Origin of the sequence: Bacteroides sp. L10-4, assembly GCF_013373675.1 — a bacterium.
Lineage (GTDB): Bacteria > Bacteroidota > Bacteroidia > Bacteroidales > Bacteroidaceae > Bacteroides > Bacteroides muris.
Window position 1 is genome coordinate 1 of record NZ_JABXJH010000055.1, and the last position, 25860, is coordinate 25860.

14 protein-coding genes and 1 pseudogene are annotated in these 25860 nt (G+C 46.7%); 6 read left to right on the forward strand and 9 right to left on the reverse strand.

Annotated features, from left to right (window positions below; translation table 11 throughout):
- Window positions 1-836, forward strand: an 836-nt coding sequence (locus HU824_RS15665) for a transposase (RefSeq protein WP_176469329.1), incomplete at its 5' end; no start/stop codon positions are given.
- A 203-nt stretch (window positions 837-1039) separates the two neighbouring features.
- On the opposite strand, the gene HU824_RS15670 is transcribed toward HU824_RS15665, so the two are convergent.
- On the reverse strand, window positions 1040-4306 hold the full coding sequence (locus HU824_RS15670; RefSeq protein WP_176469330.1) for a S41 family peptidase: 3267 nt from the start codon (window positions 4304-4306) through the stop codon (window positions 1040-1042).
- A 95-nt stretch (window positions 4307-4401) separates the two neighbouring features.
- The gene (gene mdh, locus HU824_RS15675; protein WP_176469331.1) at window positions 4402-5343 is read right to left on the reverse strand and encodes a malate dehydrogenase; all 942 of its coding nucleotides are present in this window, start codon (window positions 5341-5343) and stop codon (window positions 4402-4404) included.
- A gap of 235 nt (window positions 5344-5578) precedes the next feature.
- On the opposite strand from mdh, the gene HU824_RS15680 reads away from it, so the two are divergent.
- The 5 genes from HU824_RS15680 to HU824_RS15700 all read left to right on the forward strand — a co-directional run bounded on the left by HU824_RS15680 (window position 5579) and on the right by HU824_RS15700 (window position 11571).
- Window positions 5579-6457, forward strand: a complete 879-nt coding sequence (locus HU824_RS15680) for a hypothetical protein (protein WP_176469332.1) — start codon at window positions 5579-5581, stop codon at window positions 6455-6457.
- 121 nt (window positions 6458-6578) lie between these two features.
- The gene (locus tag HU824_RS15685) at window positions 6579-8045 is read left to right on the forward strand and encodes a TolC family protein (RefSeq protein ID WP_176469333.1); all 1467 of its coding nucleotides are present in this window, start codon (window positions 6579-6581) and stop codon (window positions 8043-8045) included.
- A 92-nt stretch (window positions 8046-8137) separates the two neighbouring features.
- On the forward strand, window positions 8138-9127 hold the full coding sequence (locus tag HU824_RS15690; RefSeq protein WP_176469334.1) for an HlyD family secretion protein: 990 nt from the start codon (window positions 8138-8140) through the stop codon (window positions 9125-9127).
- A 24-nt stretch (window positions 9128-9151) separates the two neighbouring features.
- Window positions 9152-10333, forward strand: a complete 1182-nt coding sequence (locus HU824_RS15695) for an ABC transporter permease (protein ID WP_176469335.1) — start codon at window positions 9152-9154, stop codon at window positions 10331-10333.
- On the forward strand, window positions 10333-11571 hold the full coding sequence (locus HU824_RS15700) for an ABC transporter permease (RefSeq protein ID WP_176469336.1): 1239 nt from the start codon (window positions 10333-10335) through the stop codon (window positions 11569-11571). Before HU824_RS15695 ends, HU824_RS15700 begins: the two co-directional genes overlap by 1 nt.
- Window positions 11572-11935: 364 nt before the next feature.
- On the opposite strand, the gene HU824_RS15705 is transcribed toward HU824_RS15700, so the two are convergent.
- The 7 genes and pseudogenes from HU824_RS15705 to HU824_RS15735 all read right to left on the reverse strand — a co-directional run.
- Window positions 11936-13483, reverse strand: a complete 1548-nt coding sequence (locus HU824_RS15705; protein WP_176469337.1) for a Gfo/Idh/MocA family protein — start codon at window positions 13481-13483, stop codon at window positions 11936-11938.
- 97 nt (window positions 13484-13580) lie between these two features.
- Window positions 13581-17441, reverse strand: a complete 3861-nt coding sequence (locus HU824_RS15710; RefSeq protein WP_176469338.1) for a TIM-barrel domain-containing protein — start codon at window positions 17439-17441, stop codon at window positions 13581-13583.
- A 190-nt stretch (window positions 17442-17631) separates the two neighbouring features.
- Window positions 17632-19860, reverse strand: coding sequence for a M60 family metallopeptidase (locus HU824_RS15715; RefSeq protein WP_255260539.1), 2229 nt, complete (start codon window positions 19858-19860; stop codon window positions 17632-17634).
- A gap of 130 nt (window positions 19861-19990) precedes the next feature.
- Entirely contained in the window at window positions 19991-20833 is an 843-nt protein-coding gene (locus tag HU824_RS15720; protein ID WP_136010951.1) for a discoidin domain-containing protein, read from the reverse strand.
- Between the two features lie 37 nt (window positions 20834-20870).
- A complete protein-coding gene (locus HU824_RS15725; protein ID WP_136010950.1) occupies window positions 20871-22724 on the reverse strand; it encodes a RagB/SusD family nutrient uptake outer membrane protein in 1854 nt (617 codons plus the stop codon).
- A gap of 24 nt (window positions 22725-22748) precedes the next feature.
- Complete coding sequence (locus tag HU824_RS15730; protein ID WP_369692706.1) at window positions 22749-25712, reverse strand: SusC/RagA family TonB-linked outer membrane protein; 2964 nt, start codon at window positions 25710-25712, stop codon at window positions 22749-22751.
- Between the two features lie 21 nt (window positions 25713-25733).
- Window positions 25734-25860 (reverse strand): annotated as a pseudogene (locus tag HU824_RS15735) (IS4 family transposase); the annotation flags it as partial.

Here is a 25860-nt window from a genome sequence, read left to right on the forward strand (position 1 = left end):
GGCTCTACAGACATATATGCCTGCACTGCAGGGCTCTGGGCATAAGACGTCCTCGCAACAAATATGGTGATGTTGCCAAGGCTTATCTGTCCTACTGTAAGAAAAGAAAGAGAAAGGCATCAAGGACAAGGATGCTCAAGCGTCGTATGATCAGGCTTCTTGAAAAACTTCTCATACAGATGGATGAAATTCATAGAGATTACGGAGCTGCACTACGATATGCACAGGATTACCGGAAGCGTCTTTCCATCATCAGAAAAGTTCTTGTACAGGAAAAGGAAATATTTGAAGGCCGTAAGGTCAGTGACCGTATTGTCAGCATTGACCGTCATTATATACGTCCCATCGTAAGAGGTAAGGAAACGAAATCCGTCGAATTCGGTGCGAAGGTCAATAATATACAGACAGACGGCATATCGTTCATCGAACACATCTCGTTCAAGGCCTTCAATGAGGGTATACGTCTGAAGGACTGTATCCGTATGCAGCAGAAGCTCATGAAAGTGAGGGTAACATGTGCGGCAGGCGACTCCATATATGCCAATAATGCCAACAGAAAGTTCTGTACGAAATATGGGATATCCACTTCCTTCGTGCGCAAGGGAAGGGCACCAAAGGATGAGCCCTTGAGAAAGGTACTCAGAAGTGAACTCTCAAAAGAAAGGGCCACCCGGCTTGAAGGAAGCTTCGGAACTCAAAAGCAACATTACTCACTATCAAGGATAAAGGCACGGAACAGGAAGACGGAAATCCTGTGGATTTTCTTCGGAATACATACGGCAAATGCAGTACTGATGATAGAAAAAATCAGGAACAAAACGGCTAAAGCAGCATGACATGATTTTATTCACAAGGGGCAGAAGAGGGCATCGGACTTCTTCCGGAGCGTCATGCCCTGCCCGATAAAATTATGTGAGAAAGCACGAAAAAATGACAATAATAATGGCATATGAAGAGGATAGACCATAATCACTTCATATGCCATCTTATTTTTTAGAGACATTTACTGAATATCCCTAAAAATAAGCACTTTAACAACTCATCTCTTCTGTTGCAACCCCTTCAGCAAGTGGTCCACCGCCGCTTTCAGCTGTGCATCTTCTCCCTTCAAAACAGCTTCCGGCTTATTATATATCAAGATATCGGGTTGTAAAGTATGATTCTCAAGATAATTTCCCTGCATATCCATGCAACCTACCTGCGGAATACCGAATACAATACTTGGATCGATCTGGCTTTCCCACCATACAGCTGTCATGGTTCCTGCCACGGGAGCACCTATCAGCTTACCGATACCCAACGTCTTGTACACAAAAGGAGTACCGTGGGCATTGCTGTAATTATCCTCGCAAACCAGCATACACGAAGGTTTCAGCCATCTGTCAAAAGGATCGCTGCCGATGTACTGGCCACGCGGCACAAAGCGTTCATACTCCTTGCCGCTAAGTAACGTCGCTACTTGTTCGTGCAGCCACCCGCCTCCGTTATGGCGGGTATCCACCACAACAGCCTCTTTCTTACGACTGCTTTCGCTCAACAAATCGGAGTAAATCTTACGGAAGCTCGGACTATCCATACCTTTGATGTGAATATAAGCAATGCGTCCGCCGGAATATTCATCCACCTTCTTGCGGCAGTTTTCCACCCAGCGCTTATACAACAGCTCATTCTGGGCACCGTAAGATATGGGCTTCAAGGTTTCTTCAAACCGCTTTCCGGTAACAGGATCATAGACCGAGAGAATCACCTTGCGGCCTGCCTTACCTTCGAGTAACGGGAAATAATCAGCGCCAGCCTTAATGGCAACACCATCCACTTTCTCGATAATACAGCCCGGCTTGACATCCGTCTTTTTCTTCGTTAATGGACTCTGAGCTATAATTTCTTTAATCTTCAATCCATCGCCCGCATAAGCTTCATCATAGAACACTCCCAAAGCAGCCGTAGGAAGTGCTGCGCCCGAAGCATAATAACGCGCTCCCGTATGAGAACCGTTCAATTCACCCAGCATCTCACTCAGCATTTCCGCAAAATCGTAGTTATTGTTGATATACGGCAAGAAGCGCTTATAAGTTTCTTTGTATCCATTCCAGTCCGTACCTTGCAAGTCTGCCACATAGAACTTATCATTTACCTGCTGCCAGATGTGGTCGAAGATATATTCACGCTCACCATAAGGGCGGTAATCGAAGAAAGCCTCAAATTCAATTGGAGAAATCTTGCTGCCTTCAATCTCTATCTTTTTCATTCCGTCGCGGGCACAAAGGAAGATATTCTTCCCTTCCTTGTCAGGCTGCAAAGCGCCTGCACCTACTTTCTTCAAAAGAACTTTTGTAACATTCTCTTTCAGATTGTGTTCCCAAAGATCGTACCCATCCTCGAAAACGGACAGATAGTAAAGTTTATCCCCTTTCGCAGAAAGCATGGCATCTGCCATATGCGAGGAATTGACGGTCAAGCGTACAATGCGGTCAAAGCGGTTGGCAAGGTCAAACTTTAACGGTTCCACCTTTTCCTCCTTCTCCTTATCGGCATCCTCTTTTTTCTTCTTGGCATCTTTTCCGTCTTTCCTTCCGGCTTTTTCCTTTTCCGCCTTCTCCGCCTTTTCCGCTTCCTCAAGCAAAGCGGTTTCCTCCTTATTCATTAAGAAACGGTCGTATGCTTCAGCATCAAAGAACATGATATAAGTATCGTCTTCGGCTCCCCAACTGCCGTGGCTACGATAACCCGCTCGGTCGCTAGTCCAAATCATAGCCTTTCCGCCCAACACCCACTTGGCATTGCCGTCGTTGTATCCGCTTTCGGTCAGATTCACCATTTCACCCTTACCATCAGCATTCAGCAGCACAACATCTTTGTTGTTCCATCCGCCCACACCGATATAGTCAGAGAGAATCCATTTGCTATCCGGACTCCACTGGAACCACTGGTCACCGTCCGAATAAGAGTATTGGTACCTCCCATCCATAACGGTACGCACATCCTTTGTCTTCAGATTGATGACACGGATGGCGCTGCGGTTTTCAAGAAAAGCAATCTCTTTACCGTCAGGGCTGTATTGGGGTTGGAAAGAAGCGGCATCCGAGTTTGTCAGGCGTTCTTCCTTCAGCTCTGTGGCATAGGTAAACAGCTTTTCATCCTTACGCACAATCGTCGAAGTGTAAAGTTGCCAAAGCCCGTCGCGTTCGGAAGCATAAACCAGTGTCCGCCCATCGGGAGCAAAGTCTACGGTTCGTTCCTGATAGGGAGTATTCGTTATCTGCTTCGTAGTCTTATATTCCACTGAAGTGACGTAAACATCACCACGCAAAACGAAAGCCACTTCCTTACCATCCGGAGACACTGCCATTTCCGTGGCACCGCTACTTTTAATCTGGCGGATAATGTCCTTGTCGTTTCTATCGGAAACAATGCTGATGTTCACCTTTTGCGCTTCTCCACCGGGAAGCAGGGTGTAAATCTCACCATCAAATCCATAGCACAACCTTCCGTCCGTAGCGGCACTGAGATAGCGTACCGGATTTTTGGTATAGTGCGTCAACTGCACAGCCTTCGCATCTCCGGGAGTACGTTGGTAGATATTGAAAGAGCCGTTTTCCTCACTCAGATAGTAGAATGTTTTTCCATCAGGAGCCCAAACCGGTTCACGGTCTTCTCCTCCGAAAGTGGTCAGCTGGCGGTACTGCGGTTCTTTCCCCGGAGTATACATCCAGATGTCACGGGCAATGGGCGATACATGATGTTTACGCCAGTAGTCCTCGTAACCTTTCTTATCCTGATACAACATCGCTCCCTCCTTATTGATGGAGATGCACTCCATAGGCATAGACGAAATCATCGTCGGGCGCCCTCCCTCCACTGATACTCGATAGACCTGGTTGAACTGCCCGTTAGAGGGAAAGACAACAGCCTCGGCAGACGGCATGATGCCCGCAGAGAACAAGACATGTCCGGCATCTGTAAAAGCAAGCGGTGTTTCGCTTCCCGAGTGGGTAGTCAGCCGTCGTGGTTCGCCTCCGTCTTTGGCCACAATGTAGACGTCCAGACTTCCCATACGGTCCGAAGCAAAAGCAATCTGCTTACTGTCCGGGCTCCATACCGGATCTGTATCATATGCGGGATTGGTAGTTATCTGCATGGCACGTCCGCCGGTAACCGGCACCGTATAAATGTCTCCCTTATAAGTAAAAGCAATGGTCGTCCCATCGGGAGAGATGACACTATGACGCATCCAGAGTGGAGCATCCTGTGCAAAAGTAAAACCTGCCAGGCAAGCGGCAGCAATACCTAATAGTAATTTTTTCATAATGATTCTTGTTTTTGGAGAATACAAAAAACCTCACGACTTTTCCTTTCGAAAAAAGACCGTGAGGTTTGCTTATCATTTTAAGTTACCCTCAATTAGAGAGCACCTACTTCCTTCAAAGCAGCATTTGTCTTGTGAACAGCAGCAGCGCTGGCAGCAAATTTAGCTTTTTCGTCAGCAGTCAGTTCCAGTTCAACGATTTTCTCGATACCGTTCTTACCAAGGATTACGGGAACACCGATACAGATGTCTGATTCACCGTATTCTCCTTCCAGATATACCGAGCAAGGAATCATCTTCTTCTGGTTATGGATGATAGACTCAACAACATAAGCGCCTGCCGCACCCGGAGCATACCATGCAGAAGTACCCAGCAACTTAGTCAGCGTAGCACCACCTACCATAGTAGAAGCTACCACTTCGTTCAGTTTTTCTTCGCTCAGCAGTGTGCTTACCGGCTGTCCTTTGTAAGTAGCCAAACGAGCCAACGGAATCATGGTAGTATCACCGTGACCACCAATAACCATGCCTTCCACTTCGTTGGCGTTGCAGCCCAAAGCCTGAGACAAGAAATATTTGAAACGAGAGCTGTCCAAAGCACCACCCATACCGATGATACGGTTCTTCGGCAAGCCTAAGGACTTCAGTGCCAAATAGGTCATGGTATCCATCGGATTGGAAATAACCACGAGGATAGCATTCGGAGAATATTTCAGGATGTTCTGTGCAACCGACTTAACGATACCTGCATTAACACCGATCAATTCTTCACGAGTCATGCCCGGCTTACGGGGAATACCGGAAGTAATCACTACAACGTCGGAGTTGGCAGTCTTCTCATAATCGTTGGTACAACCTACAATAGTGGTGTCGAAGCCCAGCAGTTGAGCAGTCTGCATCATATCCATTGCCTTACCTTCTGAAACGCCTTCTTTCACGTCCAACATTACCACTTCGTCAGCCACTTCATTAAAGGCTAACACATTAGCGCATGTAGCACCTACGTTACCTGCACCTACTACGGTTACTTTTGACATAATTTCTAATTTTTTTGTTTATAAGTGTTCTTTAAAGATGGCGCAAAAGTACAGCGAACTTCGTAATTAGAGAAATATTTCCGTAATAATTTTAGTTAAATACACATTTAGCCGATGATTAGTGGATGATGATTAATGATTAATGATTAATTTTGCGGACGATTAGCGAACATTGGACGAATAATCAGTCACAAATCATTAATCACTTAACCATTAATCATTATCAAAATCAAAAATGGCAGTTAAGAAGAATACACTTCTCATCGTGGCAGGCAGCCTCCTTATCTTATTATTAATAGGAGTTACCATTCTGCTGATTTCCGAAAAGCAAACCAACAAGGAGCTGGTGATGGAATTCAATCTGGATAAAGAAGACCTTGAAAATCAATACACAGACTTCGCCAGACAATATGACGAACTGAAGTTGACCGTCTCCAATGACTCTCTCTCCGTACTTTTGGAGCAAGAACAACTGAAGACCCAACGTTTATTGGAAGAACTCCGTACCGTGAAGAGCAGCAATGCCACCGAGATACGCCGTCTGAAGAAGGAACTGGCCTCTCTCCGCAAAGTCATGATAGGCTACATCAACCAGATTGACTCGCTGAACCGCCTGACTGCCCAACAGAAGGAAATCATAGCCGATGTCACCAAGAAGTACAACGCCGCTTCCCGGCAAATCAGCAACTTGTCCGAAGAAAAGAAGAACCTGGCCAAGACCGTGACGCTTGCCGCACAACTGGACGCCACCAATATCTCTGTGCAACCCACCAACAAACGCGGCAAGACTGCCAAGAAGGTAAAAGACATCGTGAAGTTCAAAATAAACTTCTCCATCGTGAAAAACATCACTGCAGAGACCGGTGAACGCACCCTCTACATCCGCATCACCAAACCGGACAACGACGTTCTGACCAAAAGTCCCTCGAACACCTTCCCGTACGAGAACCGGGAACTAGTGTATTCCATCAAGAAGTATATAGAATACAACGGAGAAGAGCAAGCCGTCACCGTATATTGGGATGTAGAAGAATACCTCTATGCAGGCACCTACCGCGTAGACATTTTTGCTGACGGTACCCTTATCGGTTCGCAATCATTCAGCTTGAATTAATACAAAAAAAACTAAATTATTTTGCAATATCATTGAAAGCCTATACATTTGCATCGTTGTTTATGCAATTATTGTTGCTGTATAAACAACTGATTCATCACTTTAATTAATGTATAGCCCAATGAAAAAGTTCTTCTGTTTCATCTGTTTGGCATACCTGTCCTTCCCCATGAAGGCTCAGGAAGCATTAAGCTTGGATAGTTGCCGTGCATTGGCAATCTCCAACAACAAAGAACTGCTGATAAGCCAGGAAAAAATCAACGCCGCCCACTATCAAAGAAAAGCGGCATTCACTAATTACCTTCCCAACATTTCGGCCAGCGGTGGATATATGCGCAGTCAAAAAGAGTTGTCCATCCTCAGTGACGCTCAGAAAGGAGCCTTGTCCGGATTGGGCACAAGTCTCAGCGGACCGTTACAGCAGGCTGCCCAAGTCATCGCACAGCTTCACCCAGAACTGGCAGGTCAATTGCCGGCTTTAGGACAAAGTCTGGCAGGTGCCCTCGACGGCGCAGGCCAATCCTTGGTCGACGCCTTTCGTACAGACACCCGCAACATGTATGCGGGCGCACTGACCTTAACCCAGCCCCTATATATGGGCGGCAAGATACGTGCCTACAACAGAATCACCAAATACGCCGAAGAACTGGCCCGCCAGCAACACAACACCGGCATGCAGGAAGTAATCCTGAGTACAGATCAGGCATATTGGCAGGTAGTGTCCCTTGCCCATAAAAAGAAGCTGGCAGAAGGTTATCTAAAACTACTGCAGAAGCTCGACGGTGACGTCGGCAAAATGATTGCCGAAGGCGTTGCCACCAAAGCAGACGGACTCTCCATCAAAGTAAAAGTGAATGAAGCCGAAATGACTCTGACCAAGGTAACCGATGGCCTGAGCCTTGCCCGGATGCTGCTGTGCCAATTATGTGGTCTCGACCTTTCCACTCCCGTCATGCTCACAGACGAACAGAAGGAAGATCTGGCTCCCACTACTCCGAAAAACGGTACCATTGACATCAACAACGTTTATGCCACCCGTCCCGAAGTGCGCAGCCTGGAACTCGCCACGCAAATTTATAAGCAGAAAGTAAATGTCACCCGCTCGGAATATCTTCCTTCCGTAGCACTAATGGGCAGCTATATGGCAACCAACCCTTCCGTCTTCAACAGTTTTGAGAAGAAATTCAAGGGGATGTGGAATGTGGGCGTCATGGTGTCGATACCCATCTGGCACTGGGGCGAAGGCATCTATAAAGTAAAAGCAGCCAAATCGGAAGCACGCATCGCCCAATACCAGTTGGATGACGCCAAAGAAAAGATAGAGTTGCAGGTCAACCAGTCGGTTTTCCAAGTGAACGAAGCTGCCAAAAAACTGACCATGGCCGAAAAGAATCTGGAAAAAGCCAACGAGAACCTGAGATACGCTACACTTGGTTTTGAGGAAGGCGTTATACCCGCAAGCAATGTGCTCGAAGCACATACCGCATGGCTTTCCGCCCAATCGGAAAAGATTGACGCACAGATTGACGCAAAACTGACGGAAATCTATCTGAGGAAGGCAACGGGGGATTTACGATTAGACGATTAATAAATCGTCATTGATTCGTAATCGAAATAAAGTAACTTCAATTGAGAATAGTAAATGTAACTTCAATCGCAAATAGTCAAATAGCAAATAAAATGATGGATACAAAATCACAAAACAGCAACATGTTGTTGGCATTCCTCACGCTGACGGGAGTCATTGCCATCGTTGCCCTTGCAGGTTTCTTCATGTTGCGTAAAGGGCCGGAGATGGTGCAAGGACAAGCAGAAGTAACGGAGTATCGAGTATCGAGCAAAGTGCCGGGACGTATTCTGGAATTTCGTGTAAAAGAAGGACAAAGCGTACAAGCCGGAGACACTCTTGCCATTCTGGAGGCTCCGGACGTACAGGCCAAATTGGAACAAGCACGAGCCGCCGAATCGGCAGCCCAGGCCCAGAACGAAAAGGCTTTGAAAGGCGCCCGTCGGGAACAGATACAAGCTGCCTACGAAATGTGGCAAAAGGCACTGGCCGGACTGGAGATTTCTGAGAAATCCTACAAGCGTGTGAAGAACCTGTACGACCAAGGCGTGATGTCCGCACAGAAGCTTGACGAAGTTACCGCCCAACGCAATGCAGCCCGGGCTACCGAGAAAGCCGCCAAAGCCCAATACGACATGGCCAAGAACGGTGCGGAACGCGAAGACAAAGCCGCTGCCGCTGCCTTGGTGGAACGTGCCAAAGGAGCTGTGGCCGAAGTCGAATCGTACATTAAGGAAACTTACCTGATTGCACAGGCTGCCGGTGAGGTATCCGAAATATTCCCCAAAGTTGGTGAGCTCGTGGGTACGGGTGCTCCCATTATGAACATTGCCATTCTGGACGACATGTGGGTGACTTTCAATGTACGCGAGGACTTGCTGCAAGGATTGGGTATGAATACCGAATTCGAAGCGTTCATACCTGCCCTTGATAAGAATATCCGCCTGAAAGTGTACTATATGAAGGACCTCGGCACATATGCCGCCTGGAAAGCGACCAAGACTACCGGCCAGTTCGACCTGAAAACATTCGAAGTAAAAGCCGCTCCGCAAGAGAAGGTAGAAGGACTGCGTCCGGGAATGAGTGTTATATTGAAGAAATAAAGGAGTTATGAGTTATTGGAGAGGATGATGGAAAGAAATAAGAAACATACGGCTTTGTGGAATGTAGCAAGACGCGAATGCCGCCGTCTTGTTTCTCGCCCGCTCTATCTGTTCTGTATGGTGATAGCACCGTTGTTCTGCTATATATTCTTCACCACGCTGATGGACTCCGGGCTTCCTACGGACATGCCCGTAGGTGTGGTAGACCAAGACATGAGTGCCACTTCACGCCAGCTGACACGTAACTTGGACGCTTTTGAGCAGACAGCCGTCGTCGCCCGCTACCCTACCATCAACGAAGCCCGTACCGCCATGCAACGCGGAGAGATTTACGGTTTCTTCTACATTCCCGAAGGTACCTCTGCCAAAGCACAAGCCGGACGACAGCCCAAACTCTCTTTCTACACAAACAATACCCTGCTCATCGCAGGTTCACTCCTCTTCAAAGACATGAAGATGATGAGCGAATTGGCATCCGGCGCCGCAGCACGTACCACCCTATATGCCAAAGGAGCTACCGAAGAGCAAGCGATGGCCTTCCTCCAGCCTATCGTCATAGATACGCATCCACTCAATAACCCGTGGCTGAACTACTCCGTATATCTATGCAATACCTTTGCACCGGGTGTATTGATGCTGCTTATCTTCATGGTAACCGTCTATTCCATCGGAGTCGAGATAAAAGACCGCACCGCCCGAGAATGGCTGCACATGGGCAACAATTCCATTTGGATTTCCCTTGCCGGCAAACTGCTACCACATACCGCCATCTTCTTCCTGATGGGGATATTATATAATGTATACCTCTACGGTTTCCTCCATTTCCCCTGCAACAGCGGCATCCTACCGATGCTGCTTGCCACCCTTTGCCTAGTGTTGGCATCGCAAGGCATGGGAATATTGATGATAGGAACCTTGCCTACCCTGCGTCTGGGACTCAGTTTCGCTTCCCTATGGGGCGTACTCTCTTTCTCCATGTGCGGATTGTCATTCCCCGTCATGGGCATGCACCCCGTATTGCAGGCATTGGCCAATCTGTTCCCCCTGCGCCACTATTTCCTGATATATGTGGACCAGGCACTGAATGGATACCCCATGATTTACTCGTGGGTCAACTACGTAGCACTGCTTATTTTCATGATGCTTCCGTTCTTCATAGCCCATAGGCTGAAAGGAGCATTGGTTTACTATAAATATATGCCCTAATGAAAGACCTGACCTTCAGACAGAAAGTGATACAAGGCATTCATGACTTGTTCTATATATGGAAACGGGAATTCGGCACAACCTTCCGCGACCAAGGCGTGCTCATCTTCTTCGTGCTCGTTCCGTTGGCCTATCCGTTGATATATGCTTTCATCTATACCAACGAAACCATCCACGAAGTGCCCACTGTCGTGGTGGATGATTCACGCTCCTCGTTGAGCCGCGAATACCTGCGGAAAGTGGACTCCAGCCCCGAAGTGAGCCTCGTGAGCTACTGCGCCGATATGGAAGAAGCCAAACTGATGCTGAAGGAGCGCAAGGCATACGGCATTATATACATCCCCTCCAGCTTCAGCGACGACATTGTACGCGGTAAGCAAACGCAGGTCAGTATCTTCTGCGACATGAGCGGACTGCTGTATTACAAAGCCTTGCTGACTGCCAACACCAACGTGTCGCTCGCCATGAACGCAGACATCAAAGTGGAGCGAAGCGCCAATACCACCGACCGCCAAGACGAGATTACCGCCTACCCGATAGAGTATGAGGATGTCGCCCTCTATAACCCGACCAACGGATTTGCCGCTTTCCTGATTCCAGCTGTATTAGTATTGATTATCCAACAAACCCTTCTGCTCGGCATCGGCTTGTCTGCCGGAACGGCACGCGAGCAGAACCGTTTCAGAGACCTGGTGCCTATCAACCGCCATTATAACGGCACACTACGTATTGTGATGGGAAAAGGGCTGAGCTACTTCATGATATATTCACTGATATCGGTATATATACTGTGCGTGGTTCCATGGCTTTTCAGCCTCAACCAAATAGCGATACCGGGTGTCCTGGTTCTGTTCACCCTGCCCTACCTGGCCGCTTGTATTTTCTTTGCCATGACGGCATCCATTGCCATCCGCAACCGCGAAACGTGCATGCTGCTGTTCGTGTTCACCTCCGTGCCGTTGCTATTCCTTTCCGGCATTTCGTGGCCGGGAACTGCCATGCCTGCTTTCTGGAAGTACTTCTCGTACATCTTCCCTTCTACCTTTGGCATCAACGCCTATGTACGCATCAACAGCATGGGAGCCACACTCCATGAAGTCTCTTTCGAGTATCAGGCACTATGGATACAAACGGGGAGTTACTTCATTACCACTTGCCTGGTATATCGCTGGCAAATACTCCAAAGCAGGAAACACGTGATTGAAGAGTATAAGAAGCATAAGAATATAGAAGCGTAACACATTGTTCCAATATATCAGAACTATTTGTTCATCATATTGAAACTGTCAGTTCGCTATATTGAAACAGTCTGTTTTGTTAAAGGAAACAAGTATTCAGTCTACAGTATCGGGAAAGCAGCAAACAGACAAACGGCTGTAATGCCTAATTATGGCTGTATGTGTTTCTTCAACATGAGTAAAGTATCTCAGGTATGAAGACAAATATACAATGCTTTTAAGAAACAGCAAGATTTTCGGAGGTTCATTTATTAACGCAAGAATACAAAAAGAGACACGGATTACCCGGAATCTACGGAGAATAAAATTCATCCGTAACTTTCCGCGTAACCCGTGCGTACTTTAAGAATTTATCTGCTTCTTATTATTTCTTTTCAGCAGCCCATTCCTTAGCTCCCTGTTCCTTCAACTTAGCAGTAAATGCTTTCGCCTTTTCCATGGAAGCCGCTTCCTCTTCCAGACTTGCATAAGCATGCTTGTAGCCCTTCACCACATTCCATTCACCACGGGTGAAATCGGGGAATGCCACAGCCGCACAACCGTTGTCCATAGAAAGCTCGCCCAATTCTGCAAGGCAGCACCACTCAGCGAGGTCGTATACATCCATATCCAAAGGAAGACCGTTTTGCAAGCAATATATCATACGGCTGTCCATGATAAAGTCCATACCGCCATGACCACCTACTTCCTTGGCCATCTCACCATATTTCTTCAGAATAGGGTGCTGGTACTTTTCTATCAAAGCTCTCATTTCAGAATCAGGCAGGAAGCCATGCGAGCTCAAATCGTCCACTTTAGGCTGTACACCCGAAGCACTAAGCTGCTTGGCATCCAAAGCATATCCTTCTACAGGATACTTGTTGGCAAATCCCTTAGTACCGGTAAGCTGATACAGACGATTGTAAGGTTGCGGAGTCATTACATTGTGCTGAATCTCAATCACCTTACCATTGGCTGTACGCAACAAAGTAGTAGTATGGTCTCCATTGCGGAAATTATTGCAAGCAGAGTCGGCACGTTCTTCTACCAACGCTTTACCTACTACAGACTTCGTATCCATCGCCACCAATGTAGTCACACGGTCGCCACGATGAATGTCGAGTGCTTGTGCCACAGGGCCAAGGCCGTGAGTAGCATACACATCACCGCGATGTCTCATGTTGAACTCCAGACGCCATCCCAATTTGTCGTTTTCACCGTTTTTCCAATAGTAATCCCAGAACGGCTCCAAGTTGTGGATGTAAGCACCCTGTGCACGGATAACCTCACCGAAAACGCCTTGTTGAGCCATGTTCAAAGTATTCATTTCAAACCAGTCATAGCAGCAATTCTCCAGAATCATACAGTGTTTGCGATTTGCTTCACTCAAGTTAATCAAATCCCAGCATTCCTGCAAGTTCATGGCAGAAGGAACCTCAATAGCCACATGCTTGCCATTCTCCAAAGCACATTTGGCAACGGAGAAATGATGCAGCCAGTCGGCGGCAACATAAACGAGGTCTATATCATCGCGCTTGCAGAGTTCCTCATAGCCGGTAGCACCGGAATAAACGGCAGCCTTGGGCAGAGATGCTTTTTCAAGATACTTCTGACATCTCTCCGCACGCTTTTCCTCATAGTCGCAAAGAGCCACAATATGAGTTCCGGGGATGTGAGTAAAACGCTCTACCGCACCGGGGCCACGCATACCCAAACCTACAAAACCTACACGCACTACTTCCATCTTGGGAACAGTAAGTCCCAACACACTCTTTTGTCCTGCAGGACGTTCGGGCGTCTGCACAACAATAGTTCCATTTTTCCATTCCCACTGCGTTCCTTTTTCCGAGGTGTTCACAGTAGTGGCAGTTTGCGTTGAGCATGCACTAAATGCAAAGCATAAGCTCAACACCAAGAATCCAATTTTCTTCATGATTTAGTTAATTTAAAATTAGAATTATTATAACGTTACTCATTCACTCCGCAAAGATACTCAAAGCATACAAATGAAGCAAATGAGTAACATAGTTTTAGAAATTGCATACACCTAATTGTTTATCTACCAAGAATCCGTCCAACATCTTCAAGTCAAACTTCACATTCCTGCGAGCCTTGAATCTGATGACAAACAAATCGCAATCCCCCTCAAGAGCCTCACGTTCTCCGATATTCACGAATGTGGGATATACAGACTTGACCCCATTAGTGTGAAGTCTGTCGTTCGTCAGATTCTCCATCGCCTTCATGCCCAACGGCTGTATACCAGCAAACTCATAATCGGCAGGATTATAGGGCAGAGCAAAGCTAAGGGCATTCACATGGCGCAGGTCGGTTCCTTTCACCAACACCTCGATAATCTCACCTTTGGCATAACTGCGTTTCGGGGTACTGATGCTGATGTTTCCTTCCACCTTTTCACCTCTGACACCGTCGGCACCGCCTTCAAGTTGTGTGGTCACGACTGAAATGTCATAAGCATCTATCAGTCCGTTACGATTCAAGTCACCATTGCTGATGTATCCTTCAAAATCGGCATCGCCCCGACGCAGACCGGTATAGTTGGTATAAGAAGTCAAGTCGTTTTCATCCACCAACTTATCGTTGTTGATGTCGCCCGGCAGATAACTTTCTGTTCCAGGCACTTTGAATACGTATATTTCTCGACCCGAACCATAGTTACCCACAGCTTCCGTAACGTTCATCTTTATGTAACGGGCTGTCGGCACTTGGGAAAACGTGAATATCTTCACTTCATTATCACGCTTCCAGTCGAATGCTCCCGCTTCGGTCCAGTTCTCCTTATCCATGCTGTAGTAAACCGTACCTTTCAAGATAGTTCCGTTTCCGGCATTCTCACGAGGGAGATAATGGAATTTATCAACTTGGTTGATCGATTTCAAATCCATAATCAAGTCGAACGGAATGGCCTTTTCATTGTACTTGGTATGCCACAACTCTCCTTCCTCAAAGTCGAATAAACGGCGGAGTGAACGACCTTGATTGGCGGCAGTTGTCTCACCCACAATTCCATGTATGGCAAATTCCAGCGGGTCTCTTTTCGTAGTGGCACTGAAGGCCGACCAGTCAGATTGCCCGTCTTTGTTCACCGCACGTATCTTGAAGTTGTAGATGGTTTCCACGTTCAGTCCTTCAAACAGCAATTCCGTATCTTTAATGGTACTATAATTCATACCTTCAAACTCTATCTCGTAATAATCGGCATTATCCACCTTTTCCCAAGTCGGTTTCAAAGCATAGGCTTCCGTATTATCTTCGGTGACCTGCGCTTTCGGAGCGACCAGCGGACCTGAAGTTACCTTATACCTATCAGCCAGAGCAAATACAAAACCGCTTATCTTCAAGGTTGTCCGGTTTGCTGTAATGTCAGTAGCCGCCAACTTGACAAGCACTTGGGGATTCTTCGTGATTACCTCTTTCTCGAAGTCGCTTCCTTTAGTGGCAAACTTGTTTAAGTTGGGTTTGGCATCATAAAAATAGACATTCTCTTTCTGAAGGTATTCATCCATGCTGTTTGCTTCCACAAGTTTGACCTTGTTCTTTCCGACAGTTGCCAGAATCTTTTTGGGTTTCTCGGTTACATTGATTCTGAATTCGGTTGACTTCTCTTTTACAAAACCATTGAAGTCGCCCTGAGCCGGATGAACGATTACCGTTACATCGCCCTTTTCACCGGCAACAGATTCAATCAGAGTGTTTACACCCTTGCCCGAACGGTACTCTTCAGTCATACCGTCATCATCATATTCGGTAAATGTGCTCTTTCCGTAAGGATAGAGTTCGTATATACGCAGATTTTTGTCTGTTTCATTGACGTTATTATTGGGGGACGTCATAGGAATAATGGCTCCGTTCTTCACGAATACAGGTAATTTCCAAAGCGGTGCAACATAATTATTGATAATGCATCCGCCTTGATAGATTTCACCGGAAAAATAATCTACCCATTCACCATCAGGCAGATAGATGCCATTACGGATGTCATTGCCTTGTTCATCGGCTTTCGTGGCTTGATAAATGGGAGCCACCAAGAAGTACGGTCCATAAAGGAACTGATATTGCGTAGCTTTGCCCAACGTATAGACATTGGGATATTCAAGGAACATAGCACGCATCATAGGCAGTCCGTCCACAGATTCTTTGGCGATACTATAGGCGTATGGCATGATTTCCGACTTCAACTTCAGATACCAACGGTTGATGGAAGTGGCAGGTTCGCCAAGAGCATGGGGATATTTCTCATTGGCACCCCATCCATCCATATTCAATTGCATAGGGGTAAAGGCCTTCCATTGGAAATCACGTGTATTCACAACGGGGTTCTTTCCTCCGAAAATACCGTCCATATCCGAACAGATATTTGGATTGCCTGACAGTCCTGAACCGATGTAAGTAGGAATGTGGAAACGGATGTATTCCCATGTACCTCCGGTTTGGTCGCCCGACCAAATGCCGGCATAACGCTGTGTACCCGCCCAACCGTCTAAAGAGATAATGAAAGGACGGGCTTCATTACCATAATAAGTCATAATCCGGGCTACATCCGTAATACCGTTCAATCCGAAAGAGTATCCGGCACCTACCCAGGCAACATCGGTTTTCAACACACGCACTCCCGCATCTCTTACCTCTTTGACGATATCACGTTGCAGCAGCGCGCTGATACCCTCTTTGGGATGAAGGTCGGACTGCGTCCACAGACCTATTTCCACTCCGTTCCGATGAGCATAGTCCGTCAGACTCCTCAGATTTTGAATATTGCCGTCCAATGTTTCCGCCTGGCCGTAGCCGGCTCCATAACCGTCGTTGGGCAACAACCAGCCTAAGGGCATGTCGTGATTCTTATAACGATCTATCACGGCACGCGCAGAAAACTGATAATTATTTCTTTCTCCGTTCAGCGATTCTTTGATGCCGCCATTATCTTTCTGGCTCTCCTTATAACGTTTGCCGTCCTCAAACAGGATTCCTTTTTCGTCTTCTTTCCAGTAGTCACGGTTATAGGCATTCAAGTGCCCTTGATAGAAACCGAACTTCGGTATCAGTACCGGATTACCCGTCAGTTGATAGAAATCATTCAGCAAAGGCACGGCACCATCGTTCACCATCACGAAAATATCCAGATAATCCGTTTGATGAAACAGCTTCACAATGCCTTTCTCTTCCCGTCCGAAGTCATAGACACCTCTTTTGAAAGTATGCCACATGAGACCATAACCGTTTGTTGACCAGTAGTAGGGATTAGGAGAAGCTACTCCACCATCCGTCCAGCTATTCTGATTTTCGATAGAAATGGTTTTGCCTTTGTGTGAGAAGCGTCCGTTCTGCACACCTCCGCCGTAGAAATATTCCAACGGATGTTCTTTCAGCTTCAAGGTAACTCTTTCTTTATCAAAAACGGCAGGTTCGGCCTCTTCCAGCACAACGGCTCCCGTTTGCAAGTTGACGACTTTCATCAATGCTGTCTTCTTATCCATTTCCACTTTCACCTTGCCGGTAGTGATGAAAACAGAACCTGCATCGTCCTGAACTTTCAGTTGCGATACTTCCTTACGGGGTTGGCTTACAAGAATTTTTGCTTCCGGCTTTGCTTCCGGATCGCGAAGTATGCCACCGTTATTGTCTTGAAACATACGAAAGATATTGTCTCCATAGAAATCAAGCGTCATGCGCTGATGATTGGAATACAGAACTTCAACAGTTGTCTGATTAATTTTCGTAACACTGATGACAGAGAAAACTTGCCGCACCATTGCAACACCGTCCTTTTCTCCACACACAGCTTGTGTTGCCAGATAGGGAGCCGGGAAAAGCATTGCAAAAGCAAATGACATTGTTTTCCATTTCCCCAGATTATTTAACAGGTCGTTCATTCTTTTTTATTTAAAGGTTAGATATATAATACTGATATGATTCGCTATCAGATTTCGTTTTTCATCACTCGGGTACAAAGGTAATAAAACGCAGATTACTTTAGCATCATTTTAAGCAATAGACTTACTTAAATTTTCTTCCAGATTCATTTAAACTGGTTCATAAAACCAAACAGTCCTTTTTATCGGATCAACGTACACGATAATCGGATATATTATCATCTTTCATATTATAAATATCATCATGTGCAGGCTTAGGATAATTCTTCAAGGCAATTTCTTCCTTTACTTGTTCTATCTGTTGCCGGGTAATGGTGAATTGAGTAGTACCATAATCCGTCACAGACCTGTCTATCGGCGTCAAAAATCCCCATGCCTCAAAGAATTCCGTCAAATCGAGTTGCGCCGATTCGCAGGCCAATTTCACGAAATTCAATTGATGGAGACCGTCCGTCTCTTCTGTGGTATCCAAATCCGGCTGTTGCCTCAACCGTTCATAGATGTATTTATAGAAATCCTTTTTCCCCATTACATCCATTACATAGAGTTTCAGTTGCCAGAAGGGAACCAATTTCACCCACACGTCATCTATTTCATTATGCGCCTTTCCCGTCTTCAGCAAGGTGCCGAACGCTTTCTCATAGCAGCCGTCCGTCAACAGGCGGGAAATATTCCCCCAAGTAGTCTGAATGTACAGAGAATGAATATTGTTGGTCACTTCCGTCATCCCTATCCATCTCAGTCCAGGACGGGTCTGGTGCACATGTCCCAGTTCATGGGCAGGCCCCCAGCAAGCCGTAGTAGAGAATTTCTTCAAATCCAGTATATCCGACTGGGTACTTACATGATAGCCCATGTAGTAGTCAGTGGCATACATATAGCTTGCATCATCGTATATGGCAAGGAAGTAGGCATGGTTCTTATAGCCTTGATTATTTTCGGGCAGTCCCATAAACTCCTGCTCCAGACACACCAGTTCGTCATATTTGTCAATCAATGCCAGTCCGTCGGGCGTATATTTCCGGAAAGCTTCGGTTTCAAAAGTCAGCGACGCATATCGACCTATCACGTCGAAATGTTTATAAACAGCCTTGTCCAGCAACCTCTGCCAGTCAACCTTTGTGTGTTTGCCGCTGTCGAAATAACCGTTGACGGTGCCCGACGCAATATTTATCTTGACGGGCTGTTCACTCCCCGTCGGAGTATAATACATGATATATATAAGTCCCGAAACTGTAGCTTTCTTCTTGTTGATACCTTCGGACAGAGGCATCGACATCCCCGTGATGGTATTCTTCGTGTCTTGAATAAACAGCGAGACATTCTGTCCGTGCGTATCGCCTACCAAGACTACCAGCTCCTCGCCCTCATTGACGTAAATTCCCGTAGGGTTGTCCCTCAGTCCATACATATTGGTCTTGTTGCGCTTGGCCGGGATATCCGGATGTTGCCAGGATTTATAGCTTTGCACCCTGAATTCTTTCTCATATTCACCCTTAAGAATTTCCATCGCCAGCTCTTTGAAGAACTGATTTTCCACCGCATTAATAGTGGTTTCGTCCACGCCCTTCTTCAGTTCAGAGCAAGTGGCGTCCGTAAACAGTTCCGCATAGTCAAAGTTATCCGGATTCTTCCGATAGAACTCCATTTCAGAGCAACTGGCATATCCTCCTTTACCCGATTTTACAACGAACTTTATCTGTGTAGGGTTCACCAATGCCGGAGAGAAACTGATGGTGGACGCTACGGAACTTCCTTGGAAATCGTACGTTCCGTAAAACTTCGGCTCCGGTTCTTCGGCAGTGGCTACATAGAGTTCCAACTCCCGGAAGTTTCCATTCACTCCACCGTCCGTGCGTGGATGATAAACCAGATAGTCCATCCTTTCCACCTTCTCGAAATGATAGGCAAGCGTAACGGGCATATATTCATCGGCCACCCAAGGTGAATGAAAGATTGTATTCAGGCTTCCATCCAATGTCTTCTCAATCTCCTCACCGGGCTGGTGCGAAGAAGCCTTGGCACTTGTCGCCTCAATCTTCAGGTCATCACCCACCTGTCCGATAGACGAGCCTTTACCATCCTGGGTAATTGTGACGGTAGCCTTTATGTCTCCTCCTACCAGTGTGACAGTTCCTGTACGGGATTGATAGGCATGGTTAGACACCACTGCAATAGTCAGCACCTCATTGGCATAACTTGCCTGACACCAGTCGGCTCCTGAGGTCACCTCACACTTTATGTCATCCATATTTGTATTCACTTTGCATGTTTGGCTCGCTGCCAAACGTGCAAACTGAACAGTTTGATTGCTGATTTCAATGAAAGGCGTGGTTACCGGCAATTCCTCTTCTCCTTTACAAGATATGAAAAGGGTGAAAAGGAGGAATAGAATGGGAAAAAGACAAAGGTTTCTCATAAAATAATAGAGTATAAGGTTAGAATAAAGTTTCCGTTTTTTATAATTTTAAACAAGAGGATGCCGGAAGCGACCTTCGCGGCATCCTCCACAAATGATTCAGTAAATAAGGTTAGTCAAAATTGTGACTTTAGATTTTTTCATAGGCCTTGAAATAAGAAATCTGGGCAGCATTATTGCTCATGTTGGTTTCTGTTATTTCAAGTTTTATATAGCGCGCCGTTACCGGTGCTGTCAGTATCACTTCTTCAAAAGCCGGAATCAGAGGATGGGTAGCAGAAGTTACAACGGTTCCATCGGGTGCAGTCCACGGCAATGCAAATGTGAACCCTCCTACAGCAGTGAAGTTTTCATTATCAGTGCTGGCATAGATATTCAATGCCTTCACCGTACCGTAGTTATTACCATTTACGGAATAGTATCTTCTACCGATATCAAACTTGGCTACTTCCAGCTCCTCTTTCATATCAACAACGATTACATAAGGAAGAGGCACCGCTGTTGAGTATTGGCTATGCCAGAACTCCCCACGATTCTCGGTAAATAGGCTGGGATAGCCACCACCGTCATTTGCTTCTACACCGTTTCCGGTAGCTGTCCAGCGCGTCCAGTCATATTGCAGATACTCTTGTCCATCGAATTTCTGTAACACGGTAAAAGTGGTTTCACGATATCCGCATTTCACGTACACGGTAGCAGTTCTGAAAGCCTCTGCCGTATTGGCCGCCGTAGCAGTTACAGTTATATTCTTGCCATTAGCCGCCACCTGACACCAGTCGGCCCCATCTTCCACTTGCACGAAAATAGAAGAGGAAATATCCGTATCAGCTACTACAGTAGCAGTTGAACCGGCGGCAGCATCCACTACCGCACGTTCCACAACAATATATCCTACATACGGCTGCTCAGTCTCGGCACATCCATACATGATGACCGACAAAAGAAACAACATTAAATATGATAACTTTTTCATTTGTATGTCTATTTTAAATTAGTAAATCTGTTTATCATTAAGGATTCTGTTCCAACTTATAAGGATAAGCATCGTACTGAAGCTGTGGGATGAACTCGCAGACAGCCGGAGAATTGTACGGAATCTCATAGAAAGGCTCTGCCAGTTTCATGGTATGACCGCCTGGGTATCTTCTATCCAAAGTCTGACGTTTGCGGAACACATCGAAACGGCGATGGCCTTCCCAAGCCAGTTCCAGCATACGTTCTTCTTCCACAATCTTGCGGATATCCTTGGGGCTACCGTTTTCAGCAATCTTCATATTCTCCTCGGTCCATTCCGGAATACCGGCTCTTCTGCGGAGTTCGTTGACATCATCCAATGTAGCCTTTACCGTACCGCCCTTTTCAATGTTGGCTTCCGCACGAATCAAGTACATTTCCGACAGACGGGAGATGACCGGCGACCACAATTGCTTACTCTGTTCCTGATAAGAAAGTTTATTGATGGCATATACTAAGAATTGGGCATCCTTGCCACGCTTAGTGTCAGCATCAAACACTCTCGGTTCGATACGGCCGATAACCTTGTTGCCGCTTGCATCCAAGATGAAGTAGCGTTCACCCAAGTTATAATCCTCTTTCTGCAAATACGGACCAGACTGGAAATCAACACTATTATCTACTACATACACCGTTTTGTCGGCATTGTATTCCGGTTCACCTTCTTTTGCAGCTCTCACCACAGCATATCTGCCGTCAGCCTGCTTTCTGATACGCTTCTGCTCATATTTATAAGTCTTGGAATTGTCAGGTTTTCTGCCATAGACAAACGTCCAGTCTTCATACATCTTGTCAAGATAGGGAACCGGAGTATAATCATCGGCTCCATCTTCCACAAATCTCTTCACAATATATTGGCTACGCAAGTCAAGGGGCATATCGTTGTCATCCAAATGAAGTTCTATCAACTCCAGATATCTGGAAGAGGGAGACATTTCTTCCCAGCCTGTACCATCTATACATATAAACATTCCTCCCATACGACCGGCGCTATTGTCATCCTTATCAAGCGTGCGGCGTACAGCGAAGATAGTCTCTCTGTTATCTTCAGGAATAAACTGCGGATAAGTGGCATAACGTTCTCCACGTTCCAGTTCGTACTTGCCTGAGGTGATGACATTGTTTGCCATCTGCCAGGCACCGTCCCAATTATCCATGTAGAGATAAACCCTTGCCAACAGTGCTTCGGCAGCCTCCTTGGTAGCGTAGATGTTCGACTTGGAACTCATACCTGCCGGCAAAGTCATGTAAGTGATGGCATCCTTCAAGTCATTCACCACCTGCTCGTAAACTTCGGCCACTGTGGAACGGGATTTCGGCATATCCTCGTCCGTAATACCGGTATTCAACTTCAGAGGCAAACCCGGATTCTGCGTAGGATTGTTGGAATAGGGCTGTGCAAACTCGTTGACCAACAAGAAATAGCTCAAAGCACGCAGGTAGTAGTTCTCGCCCATCATTATCGTTTCCTCAGCAGAACTTTTTTCACCCAAGCCTTTGACTCTCTCAATCACTTCGTTGCAGTTACCAATCACACGGTAACCCAACTCCCAAGTATATTCCGTCACACTGCTACGTATGTTCCGACTATAGTCATACAGCGTCCATGTCTCCCCCGTTGAGGTTCCGTTCCATGTAATGTCATCACCGCCAAACGCCCAGAAGTAGTAGCCATTATCTATCAATCCACCGTCGTTCTTGAGCAAACGGTAAGTACCTTGCGACAATTCGGTGATATTCTTGTTGTCCAAATCTTCGGCCATCACTCCGTCATACATATTCACATCCAGACTGCATCCGGACATTCCTGCCAATAGCCCCAAGGCTCCTAATGCATATTTTATTTTCATACGATTATACTTCTTGATATTCAATTAAAAATTAACATTCAGACCTACGGTAAAACGTCTTACGGTAGGATAACCCAGACTGCCGGCCGATCCGTTGTAACTGGAAGAGAACAGGATTTCCGGATCTTGTCCCGAATATTTGGTGATGGTGAACAGGTTTTCACCTCCCACACTGATGTTGGCAGAAGTCAGCCCCAGCGGTTTCAGCCATCCTTTCGGCAAACTATAGGCCAGTGTCAGGGATTTCAGTTTAAAGAAGTCACCGTTCTCCAGATAACGTGTGGATGCTTGGTCGGCACCATTGTTTCCGCCGGCTATCAGTTGCGGATGTGTGGCCTTGTCGCCAGGTTTCTCCCAACGGTTCCATCCGTCGGCCAGCTTCATAGGCGGTTGAGAAGGACGACCGGCATCACGGTCGAGTGCACCCGCACGCATGCCGTTGTAAATCTTGGCTCCCGCACTAAATACGAAATTGGCATTCAAGGAGAGGCCTTTCCACGACAAAGAAGTTCCGATGGCACCGTTGAACTTCGGAGTAGGAGAAGCATTCAGCAGTACAGAGTTTGCCTTGCTGTAAGTGCCCGTCACCGTCTTCTCGCCGGTCTCTTCGTTGGTCACAAACCATAAAGGGCGTCCGGTCATGGCATCTACACCTGCCCATTCCGGCAGATACCAGTTCATGTAAGGATAGCCCACCGCTACAGCCTGCGATGTATATTCATTGCCATCGGGCAGTTGGGTAATCTTGTTTTTGTTGTAACCCAAGTTGAAGGACATATCCCAGTACCAGTCTTTGGTCTTGATAATCTCGGGAGACACAGTGATTTCAAAACCCTTGTTTTCCAGTTTACCGTTGTTGGCCGTCTGACGGTTGTAGCCTGTCACTGCGGGCAAGTGCTTCAAGTAAATCAGGTTCTTCACCTTCTTGGAGTAGGCATCGAACACGATGTTCACGCGATCGAACAAGCGGATGTCAAGACCGAAGTCCAAAGAAGCAGTCTCCTCCCAAGAAAGGTCCGGGTTTCCTGCATAGTTAGAGTACAAAGCTACGTTGCTGCCATATTCGGATGTAGTGCTCAACTTCGTCACCCATTCGTATGCACCGCCCGGCTGGTTACCGGTAATACCATACGAGATACGGGGTTTCAATTGGTTGATGAAGCCCAGTTTCTGGATAAATTCCTCCTCGTGCATGTTCCAACCGCCACCGATGGACCAGAAAGGAGCCCAACGCTTGTTGGCACCGAAACGTGAAGAACCGTCCACACGGAACATCACTTGGAAAAGATACTTGTTGTCATAAGAGTAGTTTCCATTGAATAGGTATGCGGCATCCCTTTCCTCGGTCTTTGTGCCCGATACTTTAGGATTGGAAGCACCGCCGCTCAGAATCTCATTACCCTGATACATTTTGGAAGCCTGACCCGTATTGTCATAATAGCGTCTTTCATTGTATTCATAGAACATGTAGGCATTGATTTCGTGCTTGTCGGCAAAAGTTTTCAGAAGACGCAGCATCTGATTGGCGAAAATTACTCTTGTGTTGACTGTAGAGTTGTAGATTGTACCTTGCAAAGTTTCTTGTCCGATTGCTTTCGGGTCGGTATAAGACTCACCGAAGCTATTGCTGAAACCGATTTTATTGTTCGATTCGAAAGTAAGGAAGTCAAACAGTTTGTAGTCAAAGCCGAAACCGATATCCATCGCGTTCTTTCTACTCTTCGACCAGTTCAGCTGATTGTTATAGATGTTGTTGTAGTTACCGTCCGAATACCAGTAGTCGCGCGGATCGGCGGTAGGAGCATCTTCTTTTGTAGGACGTCCCTCTTTTCCGGTCTTCAAGTTACCTTGAGAGTCGTAAGGAGTATCCCACGGTGTATAGCTGGTATAGTTCAACGGCATCTGTTGGTCGAAAATCTCACGATAGCTGACAGCCAGCTTGGCTTTCAAGGTCAAACGGTTGTTAACCACATAATCGGTATTGGAGCGCAGCGTGAAGCGGTCGTAATCATATCCCTTGATGGCACCATCTTCGGTATAGTAGTCACCGGAGATATAGGACTTGATTTTGTCGTTACCGTATTTATACGCCACATTATAATTTTGAGTGAGGGCGTTTTGCGTCGCATAGTCCCACCAATCGAAATTCCGGTCTTTCAGATAGGGCTGGAGCGAGTGCTGGTCGGCCAACGTGCCTGCATTGGTATAGGCGGTAACCAGATAATCATAATATTCGGCTCCGTTCATCATCTCCAAGTGGCCTTTCTGCAACTGGGAGATACTGAATTTGGCGGAAGCGCTGATTTGCGAAGTACCTGTAGTGGCACGCTTGGTAGTGACCTGCACAACACCGTTGGCACCACGAGAACCGTAAAGGGCTGTGGCCGAACCGTCTTTCAAGATAGAAATACTCTCGATGTCGTTCGGGTTGAGGTCGGCAAGCGCATCGCCCACTACACCGTCAATTACCCACAGAGGTTCCTGCTTACCACGGATAGACCCGATACCACGCACACGGATACTTACTCCCGCACCCGGCTGACCGGAAGTAGGCGTAACCACCACACCAGCCACTTTACCTTGAAGCATGTTGGCTACACTGGGAGTAGTCACATCCTTCAATTTGTCGGACTTCACCGAAGCGATGGCACCCGTGATAGAGCTTTTACGTTGCATACCGTAACCTACTACCACAACCTCGTCCAATGCCTGAGAGTCGGGAGCCAGCTTTATGACCACCTTTTCCGTTCCCTTTACCACATATTCATACGGTGCATAACCGATGAACGACACCACCAGCGTGGAGCCTTGAGGAACACTCAGCGTAAAGTTACCGTCCAGGTCGGTCACCGTACCCACTGTGGAATTACCTTTCAAAGTAACGTTCGCTCCCGGAACAGTTTCTCCCAGATCGTCGAACACCTGTCCGGTCACCTTGATTTCCTGGTTCACGGCTTGCGGCCGGGGCTCGGAAGCCTTTCTGGCCACTGTTATCTGACGGTCGTTGATTTAAGTACATGACAAAAATTTGAAAACATCGAATTTTGGGGTATAAGTCGGACGCATAAGTATGGTCGAAATCTCTTCCAATCCATATTTGACAAGCGACTTTGCCTTTCTTCCATGTTTCAGAATC